The following is a 19,354-nucleotide window of genomic DNA, read 5'->3' on the forward strand; positions in this document are numbered from 1 at the left end:
CGGGGGAGAAGACACTGCCGCTCGCGTTTCCGACCGTGCGGTCGGCGCGGGACGTCCGCTGCGGTGCTCGATCACCGCGGCCGTCGGCGGAACGAAGAGTCTACGCCCAGCCACCCGCCACAGCCGCCGAATATTCCGGGTTAACCGGTTGTCCCGGCAGGGCGCGCCCCACTACGTTCCGCGAAATGCCCTCCCCCTCCGCGCTGTCGGCGTGCCCGCCCTCCTCCCGCTGGTCCGACGTCGGCTTCGCGACCGTCGCCCGGGGCGTCTCGACCTGCGGGGACTTCCTCGCCGCCACCGCGCTGACCCTGGCGCTCCAGTCCGCCGGGGCCGGTGGGCTGGCGGTGTCGGCGCTGCTGCTCGCCGCGACGCTGCCGCTGGTGGTTCTCGCCCCGCTGACCGGGCGACTGGCCGACCGGGTGGACAGTCGCACCCTGCTGGTCGGTGCCGGGCTGGCCCAGGCGGCGGTCTGTCTGGGCCTCGCGTACGCCGGGCACCCCGTCCTGATCGTCGCGCTGGTGGCGCTGCTCGCCAGCGGTCTCGCGGTGACCCAGCCCGTGCTGGCCGCGCTGCTGCCCGCGATGGTCCGCGCCGAGGACTTCCCCCGGGCCAGCGCGTTCAACCAGACCGCCGCCACCATCGGCATGCTCGGCGGCCCGGCCCTGGCCGGGCTGCTGGTGGGGCAGTTCGGCACCCGGGTGCCCCTGCTCGTCGACGCTGCCAGCTACCTCGCGCTGGTGCTGGCCGGGCTGGTGATCCGTACCCGCCGGGGTGGCTCCCGGTCCGTGTCGTCGGTGGCGTCCGGGCCCGACCGCCCCGCACCGGCGTGGCGGCTGCGGAGCGATCCGTTGCTGGTGGCGATGGTGGCCACGATGGCCGCGGTGGTCGGCGCGCTCGGTGCGCTCGGGGTGGTCGAGGTCTTCTACCTCCGGGAGACCCTGGACGCCTCCGCGACCGTGTTCGGCGTGGTCACCGCGGCCTGGCCGCTCGGCATCCTGCCCGGGGCGTGGCTCCTGGCCCGGTTGGCCCCCCGGTTCACCGACGACGTCACGCTGCTCTGGGGCGGGCTGGTCCTGCTGGCCGTCTGCTGTCTGATGGTCCTGGCCGGGGCGGCGGTGCCGATCGCGCTGCTGGTGGTGCCGTGCTGGCTGCTGGGCGGGGTGGCCAACGGCGGCGACAGCGTGCTGAACAACCTCCTGCTGGTCCGCCGGGTGCCCGAGGCGAACCGGGGCCGGGCCTTCGCGGTCTTCGGCGGGGCCACCCAGGGGGCCGCGATGGTCGGCTACCTGGTCGGCGGGCTCGCGATGGCGGTGGCCGCGCCCCGTCTGCTGGTCGCCGCCTGCGGCGTGGCGGGCCTGCTGGTGGTGGCCGTCGCCGTGGCGCCGGTCGCGCGTGCGGTCCGCGCCGACCGTCGGCACCGACCGGCCCCGGGCGGCCCGCCCGCCGCGCCGGACAGCCCGGCTGCCGACCCGACGGCGGACGGCCCGGTCGACGACGCGGCCGGCGGTGCGGGGTTGGCCACTCCCGCCCCCGCCCGGTGAGCCGGCGGTTCCCGGCGGGGTTACGGTCGGGGCATGGACCGCGTCGCACGCCCCCGGGTCGGGCACATCCAGTTCCTCAACTGCCTGCCGATCTACTGGGGTCTGATGCGCTCCGGCGCGCTGATCGACGTCGACCTGCACAAGGACTCGCCGGACCGGCTCAGCGCCGCGCTGGTCGCCGGTGACCTGGACATCGGGCCCATCTCGCACGTGGAGTACCTGCGCCACGCCGACGAACTGCTGCTTCTGCCCGACCTGGCGGTCGGCAGCGACGGCCCGGTGCTCTCGGTCAACGTGGTCTCGACCAGGCCGTTGACCGAGCTGGACGGCCGCCGGGTGGCCCTCGGCTCCACCTCGCGGACCGGGGTGCTGCTGGCCCAGCTGCTGCTCGGTGAGCGGTACGGCGTGCATCCCGAGTACTTCCGCTGCCCGCCCGACCTGACGCAGATGCTGCTGGAGGCCGACGCCGGGGTGCTGATCGGCGACGTGGCGCTGCGCGCCCTCTACGAGGCGCCGCGGCGCGGGTTGGCGGTGACCGACCTCGGGCAGGCCTGGCGGGAGTGGACCGGCCTGCCGATGGTCTTCGCCGTCTGGGCGGTCCGCCGGGACTTCGCCGCCGCCCACCCGGGCCTGGTCAAGGGGGTGCACGAGGCGTTCCTGCGCTCGCGTGACCTCTGCCTGGCCGAGCTGGACGACGTCGCGGCCTCCGCCGCCCGGTGGGAGCCGTTCGACGCGGAGACGCTGGCGTCGTACTTCCGGGTGTTGGACTTCTCCCTCGGGGACCGCCAGGTCGCGGGATTGCGGGAGTTCGCCCGCCGTGCCGCCGAGGCGGGCGAGGCCCCGGCGTTGCCGGCCGGCGGTCCGGAGTTCTTCGCCGGCTGAGGGAGACGCCCCGGCGGCCGTCCCGACGAGGTCAGGTGGCGGCCGCCCGGAGCTGCTCGGCGACCTTCTCGCAGTTGTCCATGCCGTACTCGTAGCCCAGGTTGATCGGGTAGCGGACCATCACGCCCATGGTCCAGCCCTCCCCGATGGCCAGGCAGTTGACGTGGATCTCCTGCTCGCGGGTCCGGTCGACCCAGCCGTTCTTGATGGCGATCCGCTTCTGCTCGGCGGTCGGGAACGCCTTGCGGATGCCGAAGTCACCGGTGCCCCGGACCAGCTTCATCTCGTTGAGCAGCCAGTCGGTCCACTCCGGGCCGGCGGCCCGGCCGTCGGCGATGCAGGCCCCCATCCGGGCGGTGTCCCGGGCGGAGAGGTTGGTCCGGCTCCAGCCCCCGTCGGCGGCCGGACTGCTGTCGGTCAGCTTGCACGTGGTGATCAGCCGCCTGATCGAGGGCGCGCCGCCGAGGGTTTCGTAGAACTGCTGGGTCCGGGTGTTGTCGCTGTCCCGGATGATCCTGGTCGCGTCGTCGAGCTTCGCCTCGCTCACCGTGCGACCGGCCTCGTCGGCGCGACGCAGGTAGTCCGCGACGATCCAGGCCTTGATCAGCGAGGCGGTGGTGTTGGTCTCGCTCATGTTCGCCGAGCCGGCGATCTCGCCGGTCCGGGTGTCCAGCAGGCTCCAGCTCCACCAGCCCTCGGCGTCCAGCTTGACCGTGGTCGGCCGCAGCGGCAGCGGTGGCGGCTCGGGCGACGGGGTCGGCGTGGGGGTGCTGCGCGTGCTGCGGTCGGTGGCCCCGTCGGTGACCCGTGCGGCCGGGTCGCCGCTGACGCCCCAGCGGGCGGCGACGTCCGACTCGAAGGGCGATCCGGGCAGCAGCCGGAGGGCGACCAGCACCAGCCCGATCAGGACGACGGCGACGCCGATCAGCCGCAGCGGCGAGGGATCGCCGCCGCCCGACCGGGTGGCCCGGCGGTTGCCCGCCATCAGGGTTTCGCCACCGGCTGAGGGACCTTGAGCGCGGCACCCGGCTGCGGGGTGACGAGCTGCGTGGTCACGCTCTGGCAGACCTGCGCGCCGTAGTCCAGCCCGTGGTCCTTCGGGTACCGCATCATCACCGCGAGACTCCACTTGTCGGTCACGGCCAGACAGTTCAGGTGCCACTGGAGGTCCGCCCAGAGCATGGTCCAGCCGTTCTTGATGCTGACCGGGCCCTGGGCGGTGATCGACGGGGGCAGGCCGTCGATGATCCCCCACCGGCCGCCGCCCTCCTTGAGCTGCTGGTCCTCGGGGGCGGTGGTGCCCCGGACGCTGGCCATCTCCTTCAGCAGGAACGGCGTCCACTTCGGGCCGGCAGCCGTGCCGTCGGCGATGCAGTCGCCCATCCGGACCGCGTCCCGGGGCGACATCTGGGTGTACGCCCACTTGGCCTGCGCGTCGATCCGGGTGTCGGTCAGCTTGCACAAGCTGATCAGCCGTTCCAGGACGGCCCGGCTGCCGCCGGCGCGGTAGAGCGACTGGGCGGCGGTGTCGTTGCTGTCCCGGATCGCGACGACGGCCTGCTTGCGTCGCTCGGCGGGGAGTGGCGCGTCACCGAGACGGCGCAGGTAGTCGGCGACGATCCAGGTTTTGATCATCGACTCGGTGGAGTTGGTGGTGGTGAGGTTCTTCGCGCCCGAGATGGTGCCGGTCTCCCGGTCCATCAGCGCCCAGGAGAAGTACTTGCCGTCGAAGGGCACCGACACGGGGGCGTTCGTCAGGGTGGGCGGCTGTGGTGCGGCGGGCGGCGGAACCGCGACGCTCTCCGGGCCGCCGCCCGAGCCGCCGTCGTCATCGGCGAGGCGGGCGTATGCGGCGGGGACCAGCATGCCGCCACCGAGCAGAACCGCCAGGACGGCGAGCACCAGGGTCACGCGGGGACGCATGAGTGGGCGAACTCCCAGAAGTCAGGGCCGGGGGACCAGCTTTTCCGATGTGTGTCGGCGGGACGGCCGAGGCCGGGGGATGCGGCCTGTCGGGGACGGCGTTCGCCCGCAACCGATCGGTGTGACCGGCAAAGTCTACGTCTGGAACCCGGACGCGCCAGAACCCGTGGCCGGCCGACGCGCCGAAAACCGGGACATCCAGCGCATTGGTGCATTTTGTTCGGGTTCTGCGGTGTGACATGTCCCACTGTCTGCCGGTTCTCCTGCTCGGTCGGGCTGGAGGTGGTCGTCCGGCGGCGGGCCGTCCGGTCCTGATCGCTGTTACATCCCTCTAGCGCACGCTACGGGGAGCTGTAACACTTGAACCGTGTACGGCAACGACTTCGCGAACCCGGACGAGGCCCCCGGCGGGGGCCTGCTCGATCAGGTCGAGGCGGCGGAGGCGGCCCTGCGGGAGGCCGCCGCCCGGGGGCGTCCCGACGGTGCCCCACCCGGCACCGACCTGGAGGCGTACTTCGCCGAGGTGATCGCGGCCGACCAGAAGATCGAGCCCCGCGACTGGATGCCCGAGGCGTACCGGAAGACGCTGATCCGGCAGATCGCCCAGCACGCCCACTCCGAGATCATCGGCATGCAGCCGGAGGGGAACTGGATCAGCCGGGCCCCGTCGCTCAAGCGCAAGGCGATCCTGCTGGCCAAGGTGCAGGACGAGGCGGGGCACGGGCTCTACCTCTACTCCGCCGCCGAGACCCTCGGGGCCAGCCGCGACGAACTGGTCGAGATGCTCGTCTCGGGCCGGCAGAAGTACAGCTCGATCTTCAACTACCCGACCCTGACCTGGGCCGACGTCGGCGCGATCGGCTGGCTGGTGGACGGCGCCGCGATCGTCAACCAGGTGCCGCTGTGCCGCTGCTCGTACGGCCCGTACGCGCGGGCGATGATCCGGGTCTGCAAGGAGGAGTCCTTCCACCAGCGGCAGGGCTACGAGATCCTGCACACCCTCGCGCACGGCACGCCGGCCCAGAAGGCGATGGCCCAGGACGCCGTCGACCGCTGGTGGTACCCGTCCCTGGCCATGTTCGGCCCGCCGGACGGTGACTCCACCCACTCCGCGCAGTCCATGGCCTGGAAGATCAAGCGTTTCTCCAACGACGAACTGCGCCAGCGCTTCGTCGACATGTGCGTGCAGCAGGCCGAGATCCTCGGCCTGACCCTGCCCGACGACGGCCTGCGCTGGAACGAGCAGCGGCAGGCGTACGACTTCACCCAGCCCGACTACGCCGAACTGATGCGGGTCATCAAGGGCGAGGGACCGTGCAACCGGCAGCGGATCGAACACCGCCGCCGCGCCCACACCGACGGGGCCTGGGTGCGCGAGGCCGCCACGGCGTACGCGGCCAAGCAGGCGGAGCGGAAGAAGGAGCGGGTCGCCGCATGAGTCAGGAACTGTCCCCGCTGTGGGAGGTGTTCGTGCGCGCCCGGCGCGGCCTGTCGCACACGCACGTCGGCAGCCTCCACGCCCCCGACGCCGAGCTGGCCCTGCGCAACGCGCGGGACCTCTACACCCGTCGCCAGGAGGGAGTCTCGATCTGGGTGGTTCCGGCCGGTGCGATCACCGCGTCCAGCCCGGACGAGAAGGACGCCTTCTTCGACCCGGCCGCCGACAAGGTCTACCGCCACCCCACGTTCTACGAGGTGCCGGACGGGGTGGCCCACCTGTGAACCGCGACCTGCACGAGTTCACCCTCCGGCTCGGCGACGACGCCCTGGTCGCGGCCCAGCGCCTCGCCGAGTGGACCACCCGGGCACCGGAGATGGAGGAGGACGTCGCGCTGGCCAACATCGCCCTCGACCAGCTCGGCGCGGCCCGGTTGCTGCTGACCTACGCCGGTGAGCTGGAGGGGGCCGGGCGGGACGAGGACGCGCTGGCGTTCCTCCGCGACGACCGGGAGTTCCGCAACTGCCTGCTGGTCGAGCTGCCCAACGGCGACTTCGCGGTCACCATGGCCAAGCTGTTCCTCCTCGCCGCCTACCAGCTCCCGCTCTACACCGCGCTGGCCGGGTGCGCCGACGAACGGCTCGCCGCGATCGGCGCGAAGACCCGCAAGGAGTCCGCGTACCACCTCGACCACGCCGCGCTCTGGGTGCGGCGGCTCGGTGACGGCACCGAGGAGTCGCACCGCCGGATGCAGGCGGCCGTGGACGAGATCTGGCCGTACACCCACGAGCTGTTCGCCGCCGACGAGCTGACCGCCCGGCTGGACGCGGCCGGGCTGGCCGCCGCCCCGTCGACCCTGCGGGACCAGTGGCGGGAGACCGTGGAGCCGGTGCTCGCCGACGCGACGCTGACCCGCCCGGCCGACGGCTGGGGCCCCTCCGGCGGTCGCGACGGCGTGCACACCGAGCACCTGTCGTACCTGCTCGCCGAGATGCAGGTGCTGCACCGCGCCCACGCGGGGGCGAAGTGGTGACCGTGAGAAGTGCAGCGCAGCGGGTCCCCGCAGTCGCGGAACAGACGGTGGCACCGTCGGGCGCCAGGGCGGCCGTGGCAGCGGTGGTGGACCCGGAGATCCGGGTGGTCACCATCGACGAGCTGGGCATCCTGCGGTCGGTCGACGAGGACCCGGCCACCGGTCGGGTCGTCGTGACGATCACCCCCACCTACACCGGCTGCCCGGCGATGGACGTGATCCGTGCCGACATCCGCCGGGCGCTCACCGCCGCCGGCCACGCCGACGCGGAGGTCCGTACCATCCTCAGCCCGGCCTGGAGCACCGACTGGATCTCCGACGCGGGTCGGGCCAAGCTCGCCGCCGCCGGCATCGCCCCGCCGGCCCCGGTCCGGGCCGACGGTCCCGTGCCGCTGGCCCTGGCAGTCCGTTGCCCACGGTGCGGGTCACCGGAGACCGAGCAGGTCAGCCGGTTCGGCTCCACCGCCTGCAAGGCGTTGTGGCGCTGCCGGTCCTGTCAGGAACCCTTCGACCACCTGAAGGCGCTGTGACTGTCACGATCACCCGCCCGGTCCGTCGCCGGCCGGTCTTCCACCCGCTGCCGGTCGCCGCCGTCGACCGGCTCACCGACGACGCCGTGGCGATCACCTTCGCGGTGCCCGAGGAACTGCGGGACACCTTCGCGTTCCGCGCCGGCCAGCACCTCACCGTGCGGCTGCCCGACGGCGGAGCCGACGACGCCGAGGTGCGCCGGTCGTACTCGATCTGCTCGACCCCGGACGACCTGGCCCGGCACGGTCGGCTGCGGATCGGGGTGCGCGAGGTCCCCGGCGGAGCGTTCTCCACCTTCGCCTGCGGCGCGCTGCGCTCCGGCGACACCGTCGAGGTGCTGCCGCCGCTCGGGCACTTCACCACGGCGTTCGCGCCGGACCGGGTCCGCCACTACGGCGCGGTGGTGGCCGGGTCGGGGATCACCCCGGTCCTCGCGCTGGTCGCGACCGCGCTGGCCGTCGAACCGGCCAGCACGTTCACCCTGGTGTACGGCAACCGCACGGCGAACACCGTGATGTTCGCCGAGGAACTGGCCGACCTGAAGGACCGTCACCCCACCCGGCTGCACCTGGTGCACGTGCTCTCCCGGGAGCCGGGCGAGTCGCCCCTGCTCTCCGGGCGTGTCGACGCCGAACGGCTCGGCCGGCTGCTCGACAGCATCGTGCCCGGCGCGGTGATCGACGAGTGGTTCCTCTGCGGCCCGTACGGCATGGTGGTCGACGCGAAGGCGGTCCTGGCCGACCGGGGCGTCCCGGCGCCGGCGGTGCACACCGAGCTGTTCCACGTGGACGCGCCACCGGAGCCGCCACGCCGCCCCGCCGACGCGCCGGGAACCGGTGCCGAGGTCACCATCATGCTGGACGGCCGGGCGTCGACCTTCACCATGGGACGCGAGCAGCGGGTGCTCGACGCCGCCCTGAAGGTACGGGGTGAACTGCCGTACGCCTGCAAGGGCGGGGTCTGCTCGACGTGCCGGGCGAAGGTCGTCTCCGGTGAGGTGTCGATGGCCCGCAACTACGCCCTCGAACCGGACGAGGTGGCCGCCGGGTACGTCCTGACCTGCCAGTCCTCCCCGACCACCGACCAGGTCGTCATCGACTACGACGCCTGACCGGTCGACCACCGCCGGTCCGGTCCCCAGCGCCGGTGGTGGGTCGCGTCGGCCAGCGCGAGGGTTCGGCGGACCTCTCGGACTATGTGATCCGGGCGTAGGTAGAGGTCCCGATCGGTGAAGTAGCGCATGGTCCAGCCGTGGGCCGACAGCCAGTTCATCCTGGCGCGGTCGCTCCGGAGGCGCTCGCGGGTCAGGTGGGACCCGCCGTCGTACTCGACGCCGACCTGGTGGGCGCGGTAGCCCAGGTCGAGCCGGAAGGTCCGGCGTCCCCACTCGTCGCTGATCCGGATCTGCGGCTCGGGGGGAGGCAGGCCGCCGTCGACGAGCACGAGACGTAGCTGGCTCTCCTGCCGGCACTCCGACCTCGCGTCCGCCAGGGGTACGAGTTGTCGGGCCTGACGCACCCCGCGCAACCGGCCGTGTCGCCTCACTTCCCGCTCAAGGTCGCCCGGCCGGCAAGCGCCGGATCGCAGCGCAAGATCGAGGATGGGCAGAGCCTCGATCCGCCGCAGCGTGCGGGCCAGGTCGATGGCGCAGCGGGCGGCCGGGGCGACCGGTACGCCGGAGACCATCACCGGATCGGGTACCGGCAGCACCACCTCGTGAGCGACCACCCCGGCGATCTTCGGTACGACCGACCCGGCCGGCACGATCACGTGCAGGTCATCCTGCGACACGTCACCGAACCCGTGCAGGTGGGCTCCGGTGTGGAAACCGACCACCGCCTCGGCCGGCAGCCGCATGAGCATGGCCCGCAACTGCTCGCCAGGCTCGCGGTTCGAGCCGGTGTAGATGCCCCGGGTCACCCGGCGAAGGCGTCCAGCCTCGACAGCGTGCCGCACGGCACCACGGGTGTTGCCGGCGGAGCGCAACTCCGGATAGCGATACAGGTCATCGGCCACACCGCGATCCTCACCGCCCCTCCCACCCCCGACGCCCCACCTGTGGACAACTCCGCCCCCTGTGGAAAACCCCCTGATCACCCCCACCCCTGCTACACCCCACCCCCACCCCACCCCCACCCCCACCCCCACCCCACCCCCACCCCCACCCCACCCCCACCCCCACCCCCGCCCACCCCGTCGATCATGGACTTCGGGCACCGCCCAAGCCTCACAATTGCCACTAGTCAGGCGCCGCGAGTCCATGATCGACGGAGTTGGGGGTGGGGAGCGGGTCGAGGAGCGGGGTGAGGAGGCGGGCCGGAGCGACGGTGGGGGGCCGGTCGCTGACCTGACCGTCGCCCAGCTCGACCACCCGCCAGAAGCCGTCGTCGCGTAGTGCCAGGTCGACCGTGACGAAGGGCAGCGCCAGCGCGGCGACGAGCGGCGCGACAGCGGCCAGGTCGGGGTCGGCGACGGGCGGTCGGTCCGGGGTGTCCGGGTGCGGGCCGACCAGCACGCACCGGCCGTCGCACCACCAGGTCCGGACCTCCGCCGAGGTGAACCGCTCGAAGCGGCGCAGCACGAACCCGCCGACGAAGTCGTCCTCGCGCAGCTCGCGGAACCGGCGGGCCACCGCCCAGGCGGCCTCGGCGTCGTCCAGGTCGGGGATGAACGCCGCCTCGTCCCAGTGGTGTTTCATCGACTTGCAGTAGTCGCGGAGCACTGCGGGGCCGTCGCCCAGATCGGCGCGGGCCCGGTCGAAGGCCGTACGCGCGTCGCCCGAGGTCCAGGTCGTCGCCGGGGTCACCGACGCCAGTTCCCGGTACCAGCCGGGCAGTTCGTGCGCCCGCCGGTACTGCGCGGCTCCGGTGCGGAGGGTGACGCCCTGGGCGGCCAACGCGTCCGCGAAGGCCGCGTACCGCTCGGCGCGGAGCATCCAGCCCCGGTAGACCGCCTCGCCCGCCTCGGGCAGGCGCCGCAGCGCGGCAGCCGCGTCGCCCCGGACGAGCGCGTCGTGGTCCACCACCGCGACCGGTACGCCGGCCTCCCGGGCCGTTGTCGCCTCCGGCGCGAAGTGCGGGTCGGGACGGTGGGCGCGGAGCGGGTCGGCGGGTACCAGCAGCAGCATCCCGCCATCCTCGCCGGACGCCGCCACCCCGGAGCGGGGTCACCGACGGCCGCGTTGCGCCGGAGTCACGCAGGTCAGCTGGGGGCCTTGACCTGACCGTCGTAGGCGATGCTGCGCCACAGGTCGAACTGACGGTCGTTGCCGACCAGGGGGTTGCCGGCCAGTGCGACGGCGGCGTGCACCTCCTCGTCGTTGCGCAGTTGCCGGAAGTAGCCGGGGCCGACCAGGGCGATGCCCCGGCCGGGCGACTGGATCAGCTTCATGTCGTCCTTCCACAGGTCGAGGGGGGGATTGCCGGTGAGCTGACGGGCCACGTCGGCGCGCATCGAGTCGAGGTCGATGAACGACGGGTCGATCTTTCCGCTGGTGCTGGTCTCCCGGTGTCCGCGGGCGTGGCTGGCGTCCCGCCCGAGTTGGCGCAGCACGGCGGCGGTCGCGAGCACCGAGGCGGAGTACTGCGCGGGGGTCATCGCCTGGTTGACCCCGTTGTAGTCGATCTCCCAGCCGATCAGCATCGTGTTGCCGTCGCCGGCCGGGATCGGTCCGCTGCCCCGGCAGGTGCCGGCGTGGTTGGCCCGGCCACCGGAGATGACGTGGAAGACACCGTGGTAGTCAACCAGCGCCTGGCAGAGCGGGCCGGGCAGGTCGGAGCGGCCGTTGATGCAGATGTTCAGCGCGGGGTGCGGGTTGCTGGCACTGGAGGTCGCCGCGGTGTGGTGCCAGAGCACGCCGATCGGGTTGAACGAGCTGCCGGCGACCCGGCCGAGCCAGTTGCCGTGCTCGACCACCTGGACCCCGGCGGTGCGGAGTACGTCGACGAGCCAGGGAATGGTGGCCATCACGCCTCCGGCGGGTCAGCGCGGCGGCCGGTCAGCGCGCCAGGGGCGGCTAAGGATCTCTCGGCAGGCATGGCGAAGATCGTAAGGGATCAATGCGCTGTGGGGAACGGGTTCATCCGGGCGGAACTCGCCGACGTGCTGGGCAACTACCGGGGGCGCCCGGATCGCGTGGGCGACGAGGGTACGTCGGAGTTGTCCGGTCCGGCGGCCTGACCGACTGCGGCCTACGGCCTGCGTCACCCTGGTCGGAGGGGCGTGCCGGTGATCGAACGACCGACGTAGGCTCGCAGGTGTGAGTGTGAGCCGGGAGATCGACGACATCCTGCAGCGCGGCGCGGACGGCGGGCGGATCACGCCCGAGGAGGCGCTGCTGCTCTACACCGAGGCGCCCTTCCACGCCCTCGGCGAGGCGGCCGACGCGGTACGGCGGCGGCGGTACCCGGACAACATCGTCACGTACCTGATCGACCGCAACATCAACTACACCAACGTCTGCGTCACCGCGTGCAAGTTCTGCGCCTTCTACCGCGCGCCGAAGCACAAGGAGGGGTGGACCCACCCGACCGAGGAGATCCTGCGCCGTTGCGGCGAGGCGGTCGAGTTGGGCGCGACGCAGGTGATGCTCCAGGGCGGCCACCACCCCGACTACGGCGTCGAGTACTACGAGGAACTGTTCTCCTCGGTGAAGAAGGCGTACCCGCAGCTCGCCATCCACTCGATCGGGCCGAGCGAGATCCTGCACATGGCGAAGGTCTCGGGGGTGAGCCTGGACGAGGCGATCGCCCGGATCAAGGCCGCCGGGCTGGACTCGATCGCCGGGGCCGGGGCGGAGATGCTCCCGGAGCGACCCCGCAGGGCGATCGCGCCGCTGAAGGAGTCGGGCGAGCGCTGGCTGGAGGTCATGGAGCTGGCGCACCGGCAGGGGGTCGAGTCGACCGCCACCATGATGATGGGCACCGGCGAGACCGTCGCCGAGCGGATCGAGCACCTGCGGATGATCCGCGACGTCCAGGACCGGACGAAGGGCTTCCGTGCCTTCATCCCGTGGACGTACCAGCCGGAGAACAACCACCTGAAGGGGCGCACCCAGGCGACGACCCTGGAGTATCTGCGCCTGGTCGCGGTGGCCCGGCTCTTCTTCGAGACCGTGCCGCACCTCCAGGCATCCTGGTTGACCACCGGCAAGGACGTCGGCCAGCTGGCCCTGCACATGGGGGTGGACGACCTCGGCTCGATCATGCTGGAGGAGAACGTCATCTCCTCGGCCGGCGCGCGGCACCGGTCCAACCTGCACGAGCTGATCGCGATGATCCGGTCGGCCGACCGGATCCCGGCGCAGCGGGACACCCTCTACCGTCGGTTGGCGATTCATCACACTCCGGCGGACGACCCGACCGACGACCGCGTCGTGTCGCATTTCTCGTCGATCGCGATTGCGGGGGGCGGGGTCGGCCGTCCGCTGCCTCTGGTTGATGTCCAGTGAACGGTCGGTAATCACCGTCCTTTTCCGGGATCGACCGAACGGGCAATGGTTGCTCGGCGGGAGGGTTGATCACTGTGACCATTGGGGCCAGTGTGACCTGCGGATCCGTCCGGCAAGCGCATCAATTCGGACAATCCTTAAGTGATTCTTAGGTAAGCAGCTCACCCCGGGTTTCCCGAAGGGGTGGCGGGGGCGATCGTCGACCGATAACGTGCGGTCGGCGGCCCCGGGCGGACGTTGTGCCCGGACGCATTCTCTTCCCGTCTTCCATGGGGGAACGTCTTCATGATTTTCCGTAACCGAGCGCTCGCGCGGGTCGGCGCTGCCGCACTCCTGGCCTCCGGCGTGTTCACCGCGCTCGGCGTTCCGGCCCAGGCCGCCGGCACCGAGACCGACCTTGCCCTGGACGTCGTCGGCACCCGGGTCGCCGCTGGCGCCGACGGAAAGGTCGTCTTCGCCAAGGTCACCAACAAGGGCAAGAACACCCCGACCAACCTGTCGATCAGCGCGGACCTGTCGAAGGTGGACACCGAAAAGGCCGTGCCCCTCCCGGCCGTGCCCGACTGCAGCCTGAACGTCGCCGACTGGACCTGCATCGTGCCGACCGAGCTGCTGCCCGGCCCGGGCGAGACGGTCGAGCTTCCGGTGGTGCTCTTCAAGCAGGAAGACATCAAGGGCACGTACAAGGCGCCGGTCACCTTCACCATCGAGTCCACGGACGACACCGACGCCAGCAACAACAGCAAGACCGCCACGATCGAGCTCACCGACGAGAGCGGCCCGGACCTGCTCGTGCTCGCCGGTGACGTCAAGCAGGCGGTCAAGGTCGGCGAGGACGGCGAGCTCAGCATCGTCGGCGACCTGCACGCCGGCCAGACCGGACTGCTCCAGTACTTCGTGGTCAACCAGGGCGACCAGGCGACCGCGGGTCTCACCGTCACGGTCAAGCTCCCCAAGGGTGTGACCTTCACCGAGGCGGAGCCGGACTGCGAGTACAACGCGGCCAACACCGAGGCCGTCTGCACCTACCGCCAGCTTCCGCTGGTCCCGGTGGACGAGGACACCGACGGCAACGACGACGTCTTCTCCGGCGGTGACTTCTTCCACCTGCTCTCGGTCGGCGCGGACGTCAAGGCCGGCAGCCTCACCGGCGGCAGCGTGACCGTCGAGCCGATCGTGGCGGAGCGGGGCCTGCGGGGCATGGCCCGGGAGGCCAACAAGCTGCCGGAGAACGTCACCGGCATCCGGGCCACCGACGTGGACGCCAGCGACAACACCGACGGCTACGCGGTCGTCGTCACCGCCAAGGGCGGTTCCGGTGGCGGCGACGGGGGCAGCCTGCCGGTGACCGGTCCGCAGGCCGGCCTGATCGGCGGTATCGGCGGCGCGGTCCTGCTCGCCGGTGGCGCCATGTTCCTGGCCGCCCGTCGTCGCCGGGTGGTCCTGGTGACCCCGGGCGACGAGAAGTCGACCGTCTGACGGTCGTCCTCAACCGGCCCGTGCGGGCCGTTTACATAACGCACCGCGGTGGGGGCGGGATGGGTGACCGTCCCGCCCCCACTGTCTTCAGGCGCGGCCCCGTCCGGGCCGCGCCTGTCCCACCTCTCCCAACCCCGAGGGACCGCATGAACCTGTTCACTCGCACGGCGCTGGCCCGCACCGGCGCCGTGACCCTCCTCACGGCCGGGTTGGTCGCGGTCGGCGCCCCGGCCCACGCGGCCGACCAGGCCGAACTGGCTCTCATCCCGGTCAGCGGCCAGCTCGCCAAGGGCGTCTCCGAGGCCAAGGCCAAGCCCTTCAAGTTCACCGTGGACAACAGCCGGGGCACGGCGGACGCCCGCAACGTCACCGTCAAGGTGGACTTCCGGAAGGTCAACCAGAAGAAGGTCGGCCTCTCCGTCCCCGACGGTTGCCAGGAGCAGGGCAAGGCCGTCTACTCCTGTGTCCTCGGCGACCTGACCGCCGGGACCAGCGAGGACTTCGGTATCCCGCTGTTCAGCACCGGTAAGCGCGGTGCCGCCGGCACCCTGGTGGTCACCATCACCTCCGAGACCGCGGAGGCGGACCTGGAGGACAACACCGTCGAGGTCGACCTCAACGTGACCAGGCCCGGCTACGACCTGGTCACCTGGGCCCAGGACGTCTACGCCGACGTCGTCGTCGACGGTGACGAGGAGACCGGCCTGCGGCCGGTCCGGCCGGGCGGGACCGCTCCGCTGGACTGGGCCGTCTACAACGGTGGCAGCCGGCGGGCGACCGGCCTGTTCTACGGCATCACCCTGCCGGCCGGGGTCAGCTTCGCCGAGCTGCCCGGGAACTGCGTCCAGGAGGACTTCCTCGGGTTCGCCCAGGCGTTCTGCGAGGACCCGGCGGTGGTGCTGAAGCCGGGTGAGTTCTACACCGCCACGGTGCGGGTGACGGTGGCCAAGGAGGTCACCGAGCCGGTGCTGCGGATCGGCAACATCTTCGCCGCCGGCCTGGACCGGGTGGTCGACGGCGAGCCGGAGGAGGAGCCGGAGGTCGCCGGACCGGCGCAGCGCCGGACGTTCTCCGAGGTCGACGAGGTCGACAACAGCGCCGTCTTCGACGTCTTCGTGGACCTGACCGCCCCCACGTCGGGGCCGACCACCTCGCCGACGGCCTCCCCGAGCGTCCCGCCGGTGGCCGGTGGCGGCGGCGGGCTGCCGGTGACCGGCGTCCAGGCCGGCCTGATCGGCGGCGTCGGCGGCACCGTCCTGCTCGTCGGCGGGGCGCTGCTGGTGCTCTCCCGTCGCCGTCGGGTGGTGCTGGTCACCCCGGCCGACGAGAGGTCCACCGACTGACGCCGGTGACACACCACGGCCGGGCAGGATGGGTGACCATCCCGCCCGGCCGTCGTGTGCACCGGGCTGGCAGAGTGGGGGAGTGAGCCGTACCCCGCAGGGCCATCGCGCCAGCCTGGACAAGCAGCCGCACGAGGTCGCCGCGATGTTCGACGGCGTGGCCGCCCGTTACGACCTGACCAACACCGTGCTCTCCTTCGGCCAGGACCGGGGGTGGCGCCGGGCGACCCGGGCCGCGCTGGCGCTGGAGCCCGGCGAACGGGTGCTGGACGTGGGTGCCGGCACCGGGGTGTCCACCGAGGAACTGGCCCGCAGCGGGGCCTACGCCGTCGGTGCCGACCTGAGCCTGGGCATGCTCGCCGCCGGTCGGCGGGTGCGGCCGGAGGTGCCACTGCTCGCCGGGGACGCGCTGCGCCTCCCCTTCGCCGACGCCACCTTCGACGCGGTGACCATCTCCTTCGCCCTGCGCAACGTGTCGGATCCGGACGCGGCCCTGGGTGAACTGGCCCGGGTCACCCGGCCCGGCGGGCGGCTGGTGGTCTGCGAATTCAGCACCCCCGTCAACCCCGCGTTCCGCACGCTCTACCTGTCGTACCTGATGCGGTCCCTGCCGGCGGTGGCCCGGACGGTCTCCAGCAACCCGGACGCCTACGTCTACCTGGCCGAGTCGATCCGGGCCTGGCCCGACCAGCCGGCGCTGGCCGCGCGGATCGGTGCCGCGGGGTGGGGCGGGGTGGCGTGGCGCAACCTGACCGGCGGCATCGCGGCGCTGCACCGGGCGGTCCGCACCTAGTCGCCCTCATGTTCCGTGTTATCCGTTTTAAGTAGCCTTTGACCCCGTATGCTGTCCGCCATGACGGGAGCAGACGAGGCGTACGGGGTGACCGCGGACGAGGACGACACGCGTGAACTCGTCGCCCAGCTCCGGCAGCTCGCGGGTGCCGACCCGGCCACCGTCCGGCAGGTGGTGCTGGAGGTGTTGACGGCGCTGGACCGGGTGGCCGGCGGGGCGCTGCGCGACCAGTTGCCCGAGGCGATCCGGCTCGACGCGGGGCTGGACAGGGCGGCTCCCGGCCATCCCTGAGCGTTCACTCAGGCTCCCGGCACCCCCCTCCAGGGAAGTTAGGGTCACCTAACCCTGGGCGGGGGTAAAGACGGTCATAGACTCCTCCCCGACTGGCTTGTGAAGCGTTTCACGAGCGTATGGGGAGGAGGCCCGGATGACGGCGGTGGAACACGACGCCGACGTGATCGTCGTGGGCGCCGGTCCAGGCGGCTCGGCGACCGCGTACCACCTGGCGCGGCACGGGGTCCGGGTGCTGCTGCTCGAGAAGACCGAGTTTCCCCGCGAGAAGGTCTGCGGTGACGGACTGACGCCGCGCGCGGTCCGGCAGCTCATCCGGATGGGCGTGGACACCTCGCCGGAGGCCGGCTGGCTCCAGAACAAGGGCCTGCGGGTGATCGGTGGCGGCCTGCGGCTGGAGCTGGACTGGCCCGACCTCGCCAGCTTCCCCAACTACGGTCTCGTGCGCACCCGGCTGGACTTCGACGACCTGCTCGCCCGGCGCGCCGTCGCGGCCGGCGCCGAGCTGCGCACCGGCGTGAACGTCATGGGCCCGGTGCTCGACCCCACCGGCCGGGTCACCGGCGTCGAGGCCGAGGTCGGCCCGGACAAGACCCCGGCCACCTTCCACGCCCCGCTGGTGGTCGCCGCCGACGGCGTCTCCGGCCGGTTCCCCCTCGCGCTCGGCCTGGCCAAGCGGGAGGACCGTCCGATCGGCGTGGCGGTCCGGCGGTACTACCGGTGCCCGGCCAAGCACGACGACAACTACCTCGAATCCTGGCTCGAACTGCGGAGCAAGGGCAGCGACGCGTTGCTGCCCGGGTACGGCTGGATCTTCGGCCTCGGTGACGGCCGGGTCAACGTCGGCCTGGGCGTGCTCAACTCCTCCTCCGCCTTCGGTAAGACGAACTACCGGCGGCTGCTCACCGACTGGCTGGCCAACACCCCGGCCGACTGGGGCATGACCGACGAGTCGAACGCCGACGGTCCGATCCTCGGCGCGGCGCTGCCGATGGGTTTCAACCGGGTGCCGCACTACACCCGGGGTGTGCTGCTGGTCGGCGACTCCGGTGGAATGGTCAACCCCTTCAACGGCGAGGGCATCGCGTACGCGATGGAGTCCGGCGAACTGGCCGCGGAGATCGCGGTGCAGGCGCTGGCCCGTCCGGCGGGCGCGGAGCGCGAGCGGGCGCTGACGGCGTACCCGACCGAGCTGAAGGCGCGGTTCGGCGGGTACTACCGGCTCGGCGGGATCTTCGTGAAGCTGATCGGCCGACCGGAGATCATGCGGATCGCCACCAAGCACGGCATGCCGCACCCGATGCTCATGCGCTTCGTGCTGAAACTGCTGGCCAACCTGACCGACCCGCGCGGCGGGGACGCGATGGACCGGGTCATCAACGCGATGACGAAGGCGGCTCCAGCGGTCTAGCCACACCCCGGCGACGGTTGCCGGAGGTGAAGTGAATAGTGTGATTTCGCCATCGACCGAGGGCAGGGAAGGACGAGCAGGAGACAACGATGACGCTCTCGCCTTACGCACCCATCATCGGGCTGTTCGCCCTCGCTGCGGCGTTCGCGCTCTTCTCGATCGCGTCCGCACGCCTCGCCGGCCCGCGCCGCTACAACAAGGCCAAACTCGAGGCGTACGAGTGTGGCATCGAGCCGAGCCCGCAGCCGGTCGGCGGTGGCCGGTTCCCGATCAAGTTCTATCTGACGGCGATGCTCTTCATCGTCTTCGACATCGAGATCATCTTCCTCTACCCCTGGGCGGTCTCGTTCGACGCCCTGCCGATCTTCGGCTTCGTGGAGATGGTCCTGTTCATCGTCGCGGTCTTCGTCGCGTACGCCTACGTGTGGCGGCGCGGCGGCCTGGACTGGGACTGAGGGAGGAACCTCACATGGGTATCGAGGAGAAGCTTCCCGCCGGCATTCTGCTGACCTCGGTGGAGAAGCTGGTCAACTGGTCGCGGAAGTCGTCGGTCTGGGGCGCCACCTTCGGCCTGGCCTGCTGCGCCATCGAGATGATGGCCGCCGGTGGCCCGCACTACGACATGGGCCGCTGGGGCATGGAGGTCTTCCGGGCCTCGCCCCGCCAGGCGGACCTGATGATCGTCGCCGGCCGGGTGAGCCAGAAGATGGCCCCGGTCCTGCGGCAGATCTACGACCAGATGGCCGAGCCCCGGTGGGTGCTCTCGATGGGCGTCTGCGCCAGCAGCGGCGGGATGTTCAACAACTACGCCATCGTCCAGGGCGTCGACCACGTCGTCCCGGTCGACATGTACCTCCCCGGCTGTCCGCCCCGGCCGGAGATGCTGATCGACGCGATCCTCAAGCTCCGCGAGAAGATCGGGCACGAGCCGCTCGGCCCGAACGGCCGCAAGATGCTGGAGGCCCGCCAGGCCCGCGGTGACGTCCCGGTCGTCCCCTACGGCTCCATGCCGTCCTCGTACCGGGAGGACAAGGCCCGCCGCGCCGAGTGGACCCAGGCGGTCCGGGAGGGGCGCGAGGAGCAGCTCCGGATCGAGAACTGGATGAAGGCCCAGAACCACCTCCAGCCACCCCGGGGCATCAAGTGAGCGCGAGGAGTGCCGCGGAGCGCAGCCCCGCAGTCGCGAACGGAGGGTGGGTCGCGGTGAGCGCGAGGAGTGAGTGCGCGAGCCCCGCAGTCG

At 71.8% G+C, this 19,354-nt stretch carries 20 protein-coding genes; 15 read left to right on the forward strand and 5 right to left on the reverse strand.

The genetic code is table 11. The features are described from left to right. Window positions 1–185: 185 nt before the first annotated feature. Complete coding sequence (locus IGA62_RS14780) at window positions 186–1,541, forward strand: MFS transporter (RefSeq protein WP_190289288.1); 1,356 nt, start codon at window positions 186–188, stop codon at window positions 1,539–1,541. A gap of 33 nt (window positions 1,542–1,574) precedes the next feature. Next, window positions 1,575–2,423, forward strand: coding sequence for a menaquinone biosynthetic enzyme MqnA/MqnD family protein (locus tag IGA62_RS14785; protein WP_145820739.1), 849 nt, complete (start codon window positions 1,575–1,577; stop codon window positions 2,421–2,423). A 31-nt stretch (window positions 2,424–2,454) separates the two neighbouring features. On the opposite strand, the gene IGA62_RS14790 is transcribed toward IGA62_RS14785, so the two are convergent. Continuing rightward, window positions 2,455–3,408, reverse strand: coding sequence for a serine hydrolase family protein (locus IGA62_RS14790; protein WP_145820737.1), 954 nt, complete (start codon window positions 3,406–3,408; stop codon window positions 2,455–2,457). Then, window positions 3,408–4,346: a hypothetical protein gene (locus IGA62_RS14795; protein ID WP_145820735.1), complete on the reverse strand. Its 939-nt coding sequence runs from the start codon at window positions 4,344–4,346 to the stop codon at window positions 3,408–3,410. The genes IGA62_RS14790 and IGA62_RS14795 overlap by 1 nt, the downstream gene beginning before the upstream one ends. A gap of 367 nt (window positions 4,347–4,713) precedes the next feature. Between IGA62_RS14795 and paaA the strand changes: the two genes are divergently transcribed. The 5 genes from paaA to paaE are packed head-to-tail and all read left to right on the forward strand — an operon-like array spanning window position 4,714 to window position 8,459. Next, window positions 4,714–5,784 carry a 1,2-phenylacetyl-CoA epoxidase subunit PaaA gene (paaA, locus tag IGA62_RS14800; protein WP_145820733.1) on the forward strand — a complete coding sequence of 357 codons (1,071 nt, stop codon included), beginning with the start codon at window positions 4,714–4,716 and terminating at the stop codon, window positions 5,782–5,784. Next, entirely contained in the window at window positions 5,781–6,068 is a 288-nt protein-coding gene (gene paaB / locus IGA62_RS14805) for a 1,2-phenylacetyl-CoA epoxidase subunit PaaB (protein WP_091455081.1), read from the forward strand. The genes paaA and paaB overlap by 4 nt, the downstream gene beginning before the upstream one ends. After that, on the forward strand, window positions 6,065–6,817 hold the full coding sequence (gene paaC / locus IGA62_RS14810; RefSeq protein WP_145820731.1) for a 1,2-phenylacetyl-CoA epoxidase subunit PaaC: 753 nt from the start codon (window positions 6,065–6,067) through the stop codon (window positions 6,815–6,817). The genes paaB and paaC overlap by 4 nt, the downstream gene beginning before the upstream one ends. Window positions 6,818–6,864: 47 nt before the next feature. After that, window positions 6,865–7,347: a 1,2-phenylacetyl-CoA epoxidase subunit PaaD gene (gene paaD / locus IGA62_RS14815; protein WP_145820728.1), complete on the forward strand. Its 483-nt coding sequence runs from the start codon at window positions 6,865–6,867 to the stop codon at window positions 7,345–7,347. Next, the gene (gene paaE, locus IGA62_RS14820; RefSeq protein ID WP_145820726.1) at window positions 7,344–8,459 is read left to right on the forward strand and encodes a 1,2-phenylacetyl-CoA epoxidase subunit PaaE; all 1,116 of its coding nucleotides are present in this window, start codon (window positions 7,344–7,346) and stop codon (window positions 8,457–8,459) included. Before paaD ends, paaE begins: the two co-directional genes overlap by 4 nt. On the opposite strand, the gene IGA62_RS14825 is transcribed toward paaE, so the two are convergent. From IGA62_RS14825 to IGA62_RS14835, 3 genes are all read right to left on the reverse strand, one after another. Next, window positions 8,447–9,364 (reverse strand): type IV toxin-antitoxin system AbiEi family antitoxin domain-containing protein, encoded by a 918-nt coding sequence (locus IGA62_RS14825; protein ID WP_186500064.1) that lies wholly within the window; start codon window positions 9,362–9,364, stop codon window positions 8,447–8,449. The two genes, paaE and IGA62_RS14825, sit on opposite strands and share 13 nt — an antisense overlap. A 223-nt stretch (window positions 9,365–9,587) precedes the next feature. Then, complete coding sequence (locus IGA62_RS14830) at window positions 9,588–10,475, reverse strand: ATP-grasp domain-containing protein (RefSeq protein WP_145820722.1); 888 nt, start codon at window positions 10,473–10,475, stop codon at window positions 9,588–9,590. 74 nt (window positions 10,476–10,549) lie between these two features. Then, complete coding sequence (locus IGA62_RS14835) at window positions 10,550–11,314, reverse strand: peptidoglycan recognition protein family protein (RefSeq protein WP_232625017.1); 765 nt, start codon at window positions 11,312–11,314, stop codon at window positions 10,550–10,552. Between the two features lie 292 nt (window positions 11,315–11,606). Between IGA62_RS14835 and mqnC the strand changes: the two genes are divergently transcribed. The 8 genes from mqnC to IGA62_RS14875 all read left to right on the forward strand — a co-directional run bounded on the left by mqnC (window position 11,607) and on the right by IGA62_RS14875 (window position 19,261). Next, window positions 11,607–12,797, forward strand: a complete 1,191-nt coding sequence (gene mqnC / locus IGA62_RS14840; protein ID WP_145820714.1) for a cyclic dehypoxanthinyl futalosine synthase — start codon at window positions 11,607–11,609, stop codon at window positions 12,795–12,797. Between the two features lie 285 nt (window positions 12,798–13,082). Then, a complete protein-coding gene (locus tag IGA62_RS14845; protein WP_145820706.1) occupies window positions 13,083–14,276 on the forward strand; it encodes an LPXTG cell wall anchor domain-containing protein in 1,194 nt (397 codons plus the stop codon). Between the two features lie 146 nt (window positions 14,277–14,422). Continuing rightward, complete coding sequence (locus tag IGA62_RS14850) at window positions 14,423–15,619, forward strand: LPXTG cell wall anchor domain-containing protein (protein WP_145820698.1); 1,197 nt, start codon at window positions 14,423–14,425, stop codon at window positions 15,617–15,619. A gap of 82 nt (window positions 15,620–15,701) precedes the next feature. Further along, window positions 15,702–16,412: a demethylmenaquinone methyltransferase gene (locus IGA62_RS14855; protein ID WP_145820691.1), complete on the forward strand. Its 711-nt coding sequence runs from the start codon at window positions 15,702–15,704 to the stop codon at window positions 16,410–16,412. A 60-nt stretch (window positions 16,413–16,472) separates the two neighbouring features. Continuing rightward, on the forward strand, window positions 16,473–16,703 hold the full coding sequence (locus IGA62_RS14860; RefSeq protein ID WP_091458853.1) for a hypothetical protein: 231 nt from the start codon (window positions 16,473–16,475) through the stop codon (window positions 16,701–16,703). Between the two features lie 136 nt (window positions 16,704–16,839). Further along, on the forward strand, window positions 16,840–18,114 hold the full coding sequence (locus IGA62_RS14865; protein ID WP_145820689.1) for a geranylgeranyl reductase family protein: 1,275 nt from the start codon (window positions 16,840–16,842) through the stop codon (window positions 18,112–18,114). A gap of 89 nt (window positions 18,115–18,203) precedes the next feature. Beyond that, window positions 18,204–18,569, forward strand: a complete 366-nt coding sequence (locus IGA62_RS14870) for an NADH-quinone oxidoreductase subunit A (RefSeq protein WP_145820687.1) — start codon at window positions 18,204–18,206, stop codon at window positions 18,567–18,569. 14 nt (window positions 18,570–18,583) lie between these two features. After that, window positions 18,584–19,261, forward strand: coding sequence for a NuoB/complex I 20 kDa subunit family protein (locus IGA62_RS14875; RefSeq protein WP_145820685.1), 678 nt, complete (start codon window positions 18,584–18,586; stop codon window positions 19,259–19,261). Window positions 19,262–19,354: the final 93 nt, after the last annotated feature.

Source organism: Micromonospora sagamiensis (assembly GCF_014680085.1).
Taxonomy (GTDB): domain Bacteria; phylum Actinomycetota; class Actinomycetes; order Mycobacteriales; family Micromonosporaceae; genus Micromonospora; species Micromonospora inyonensis.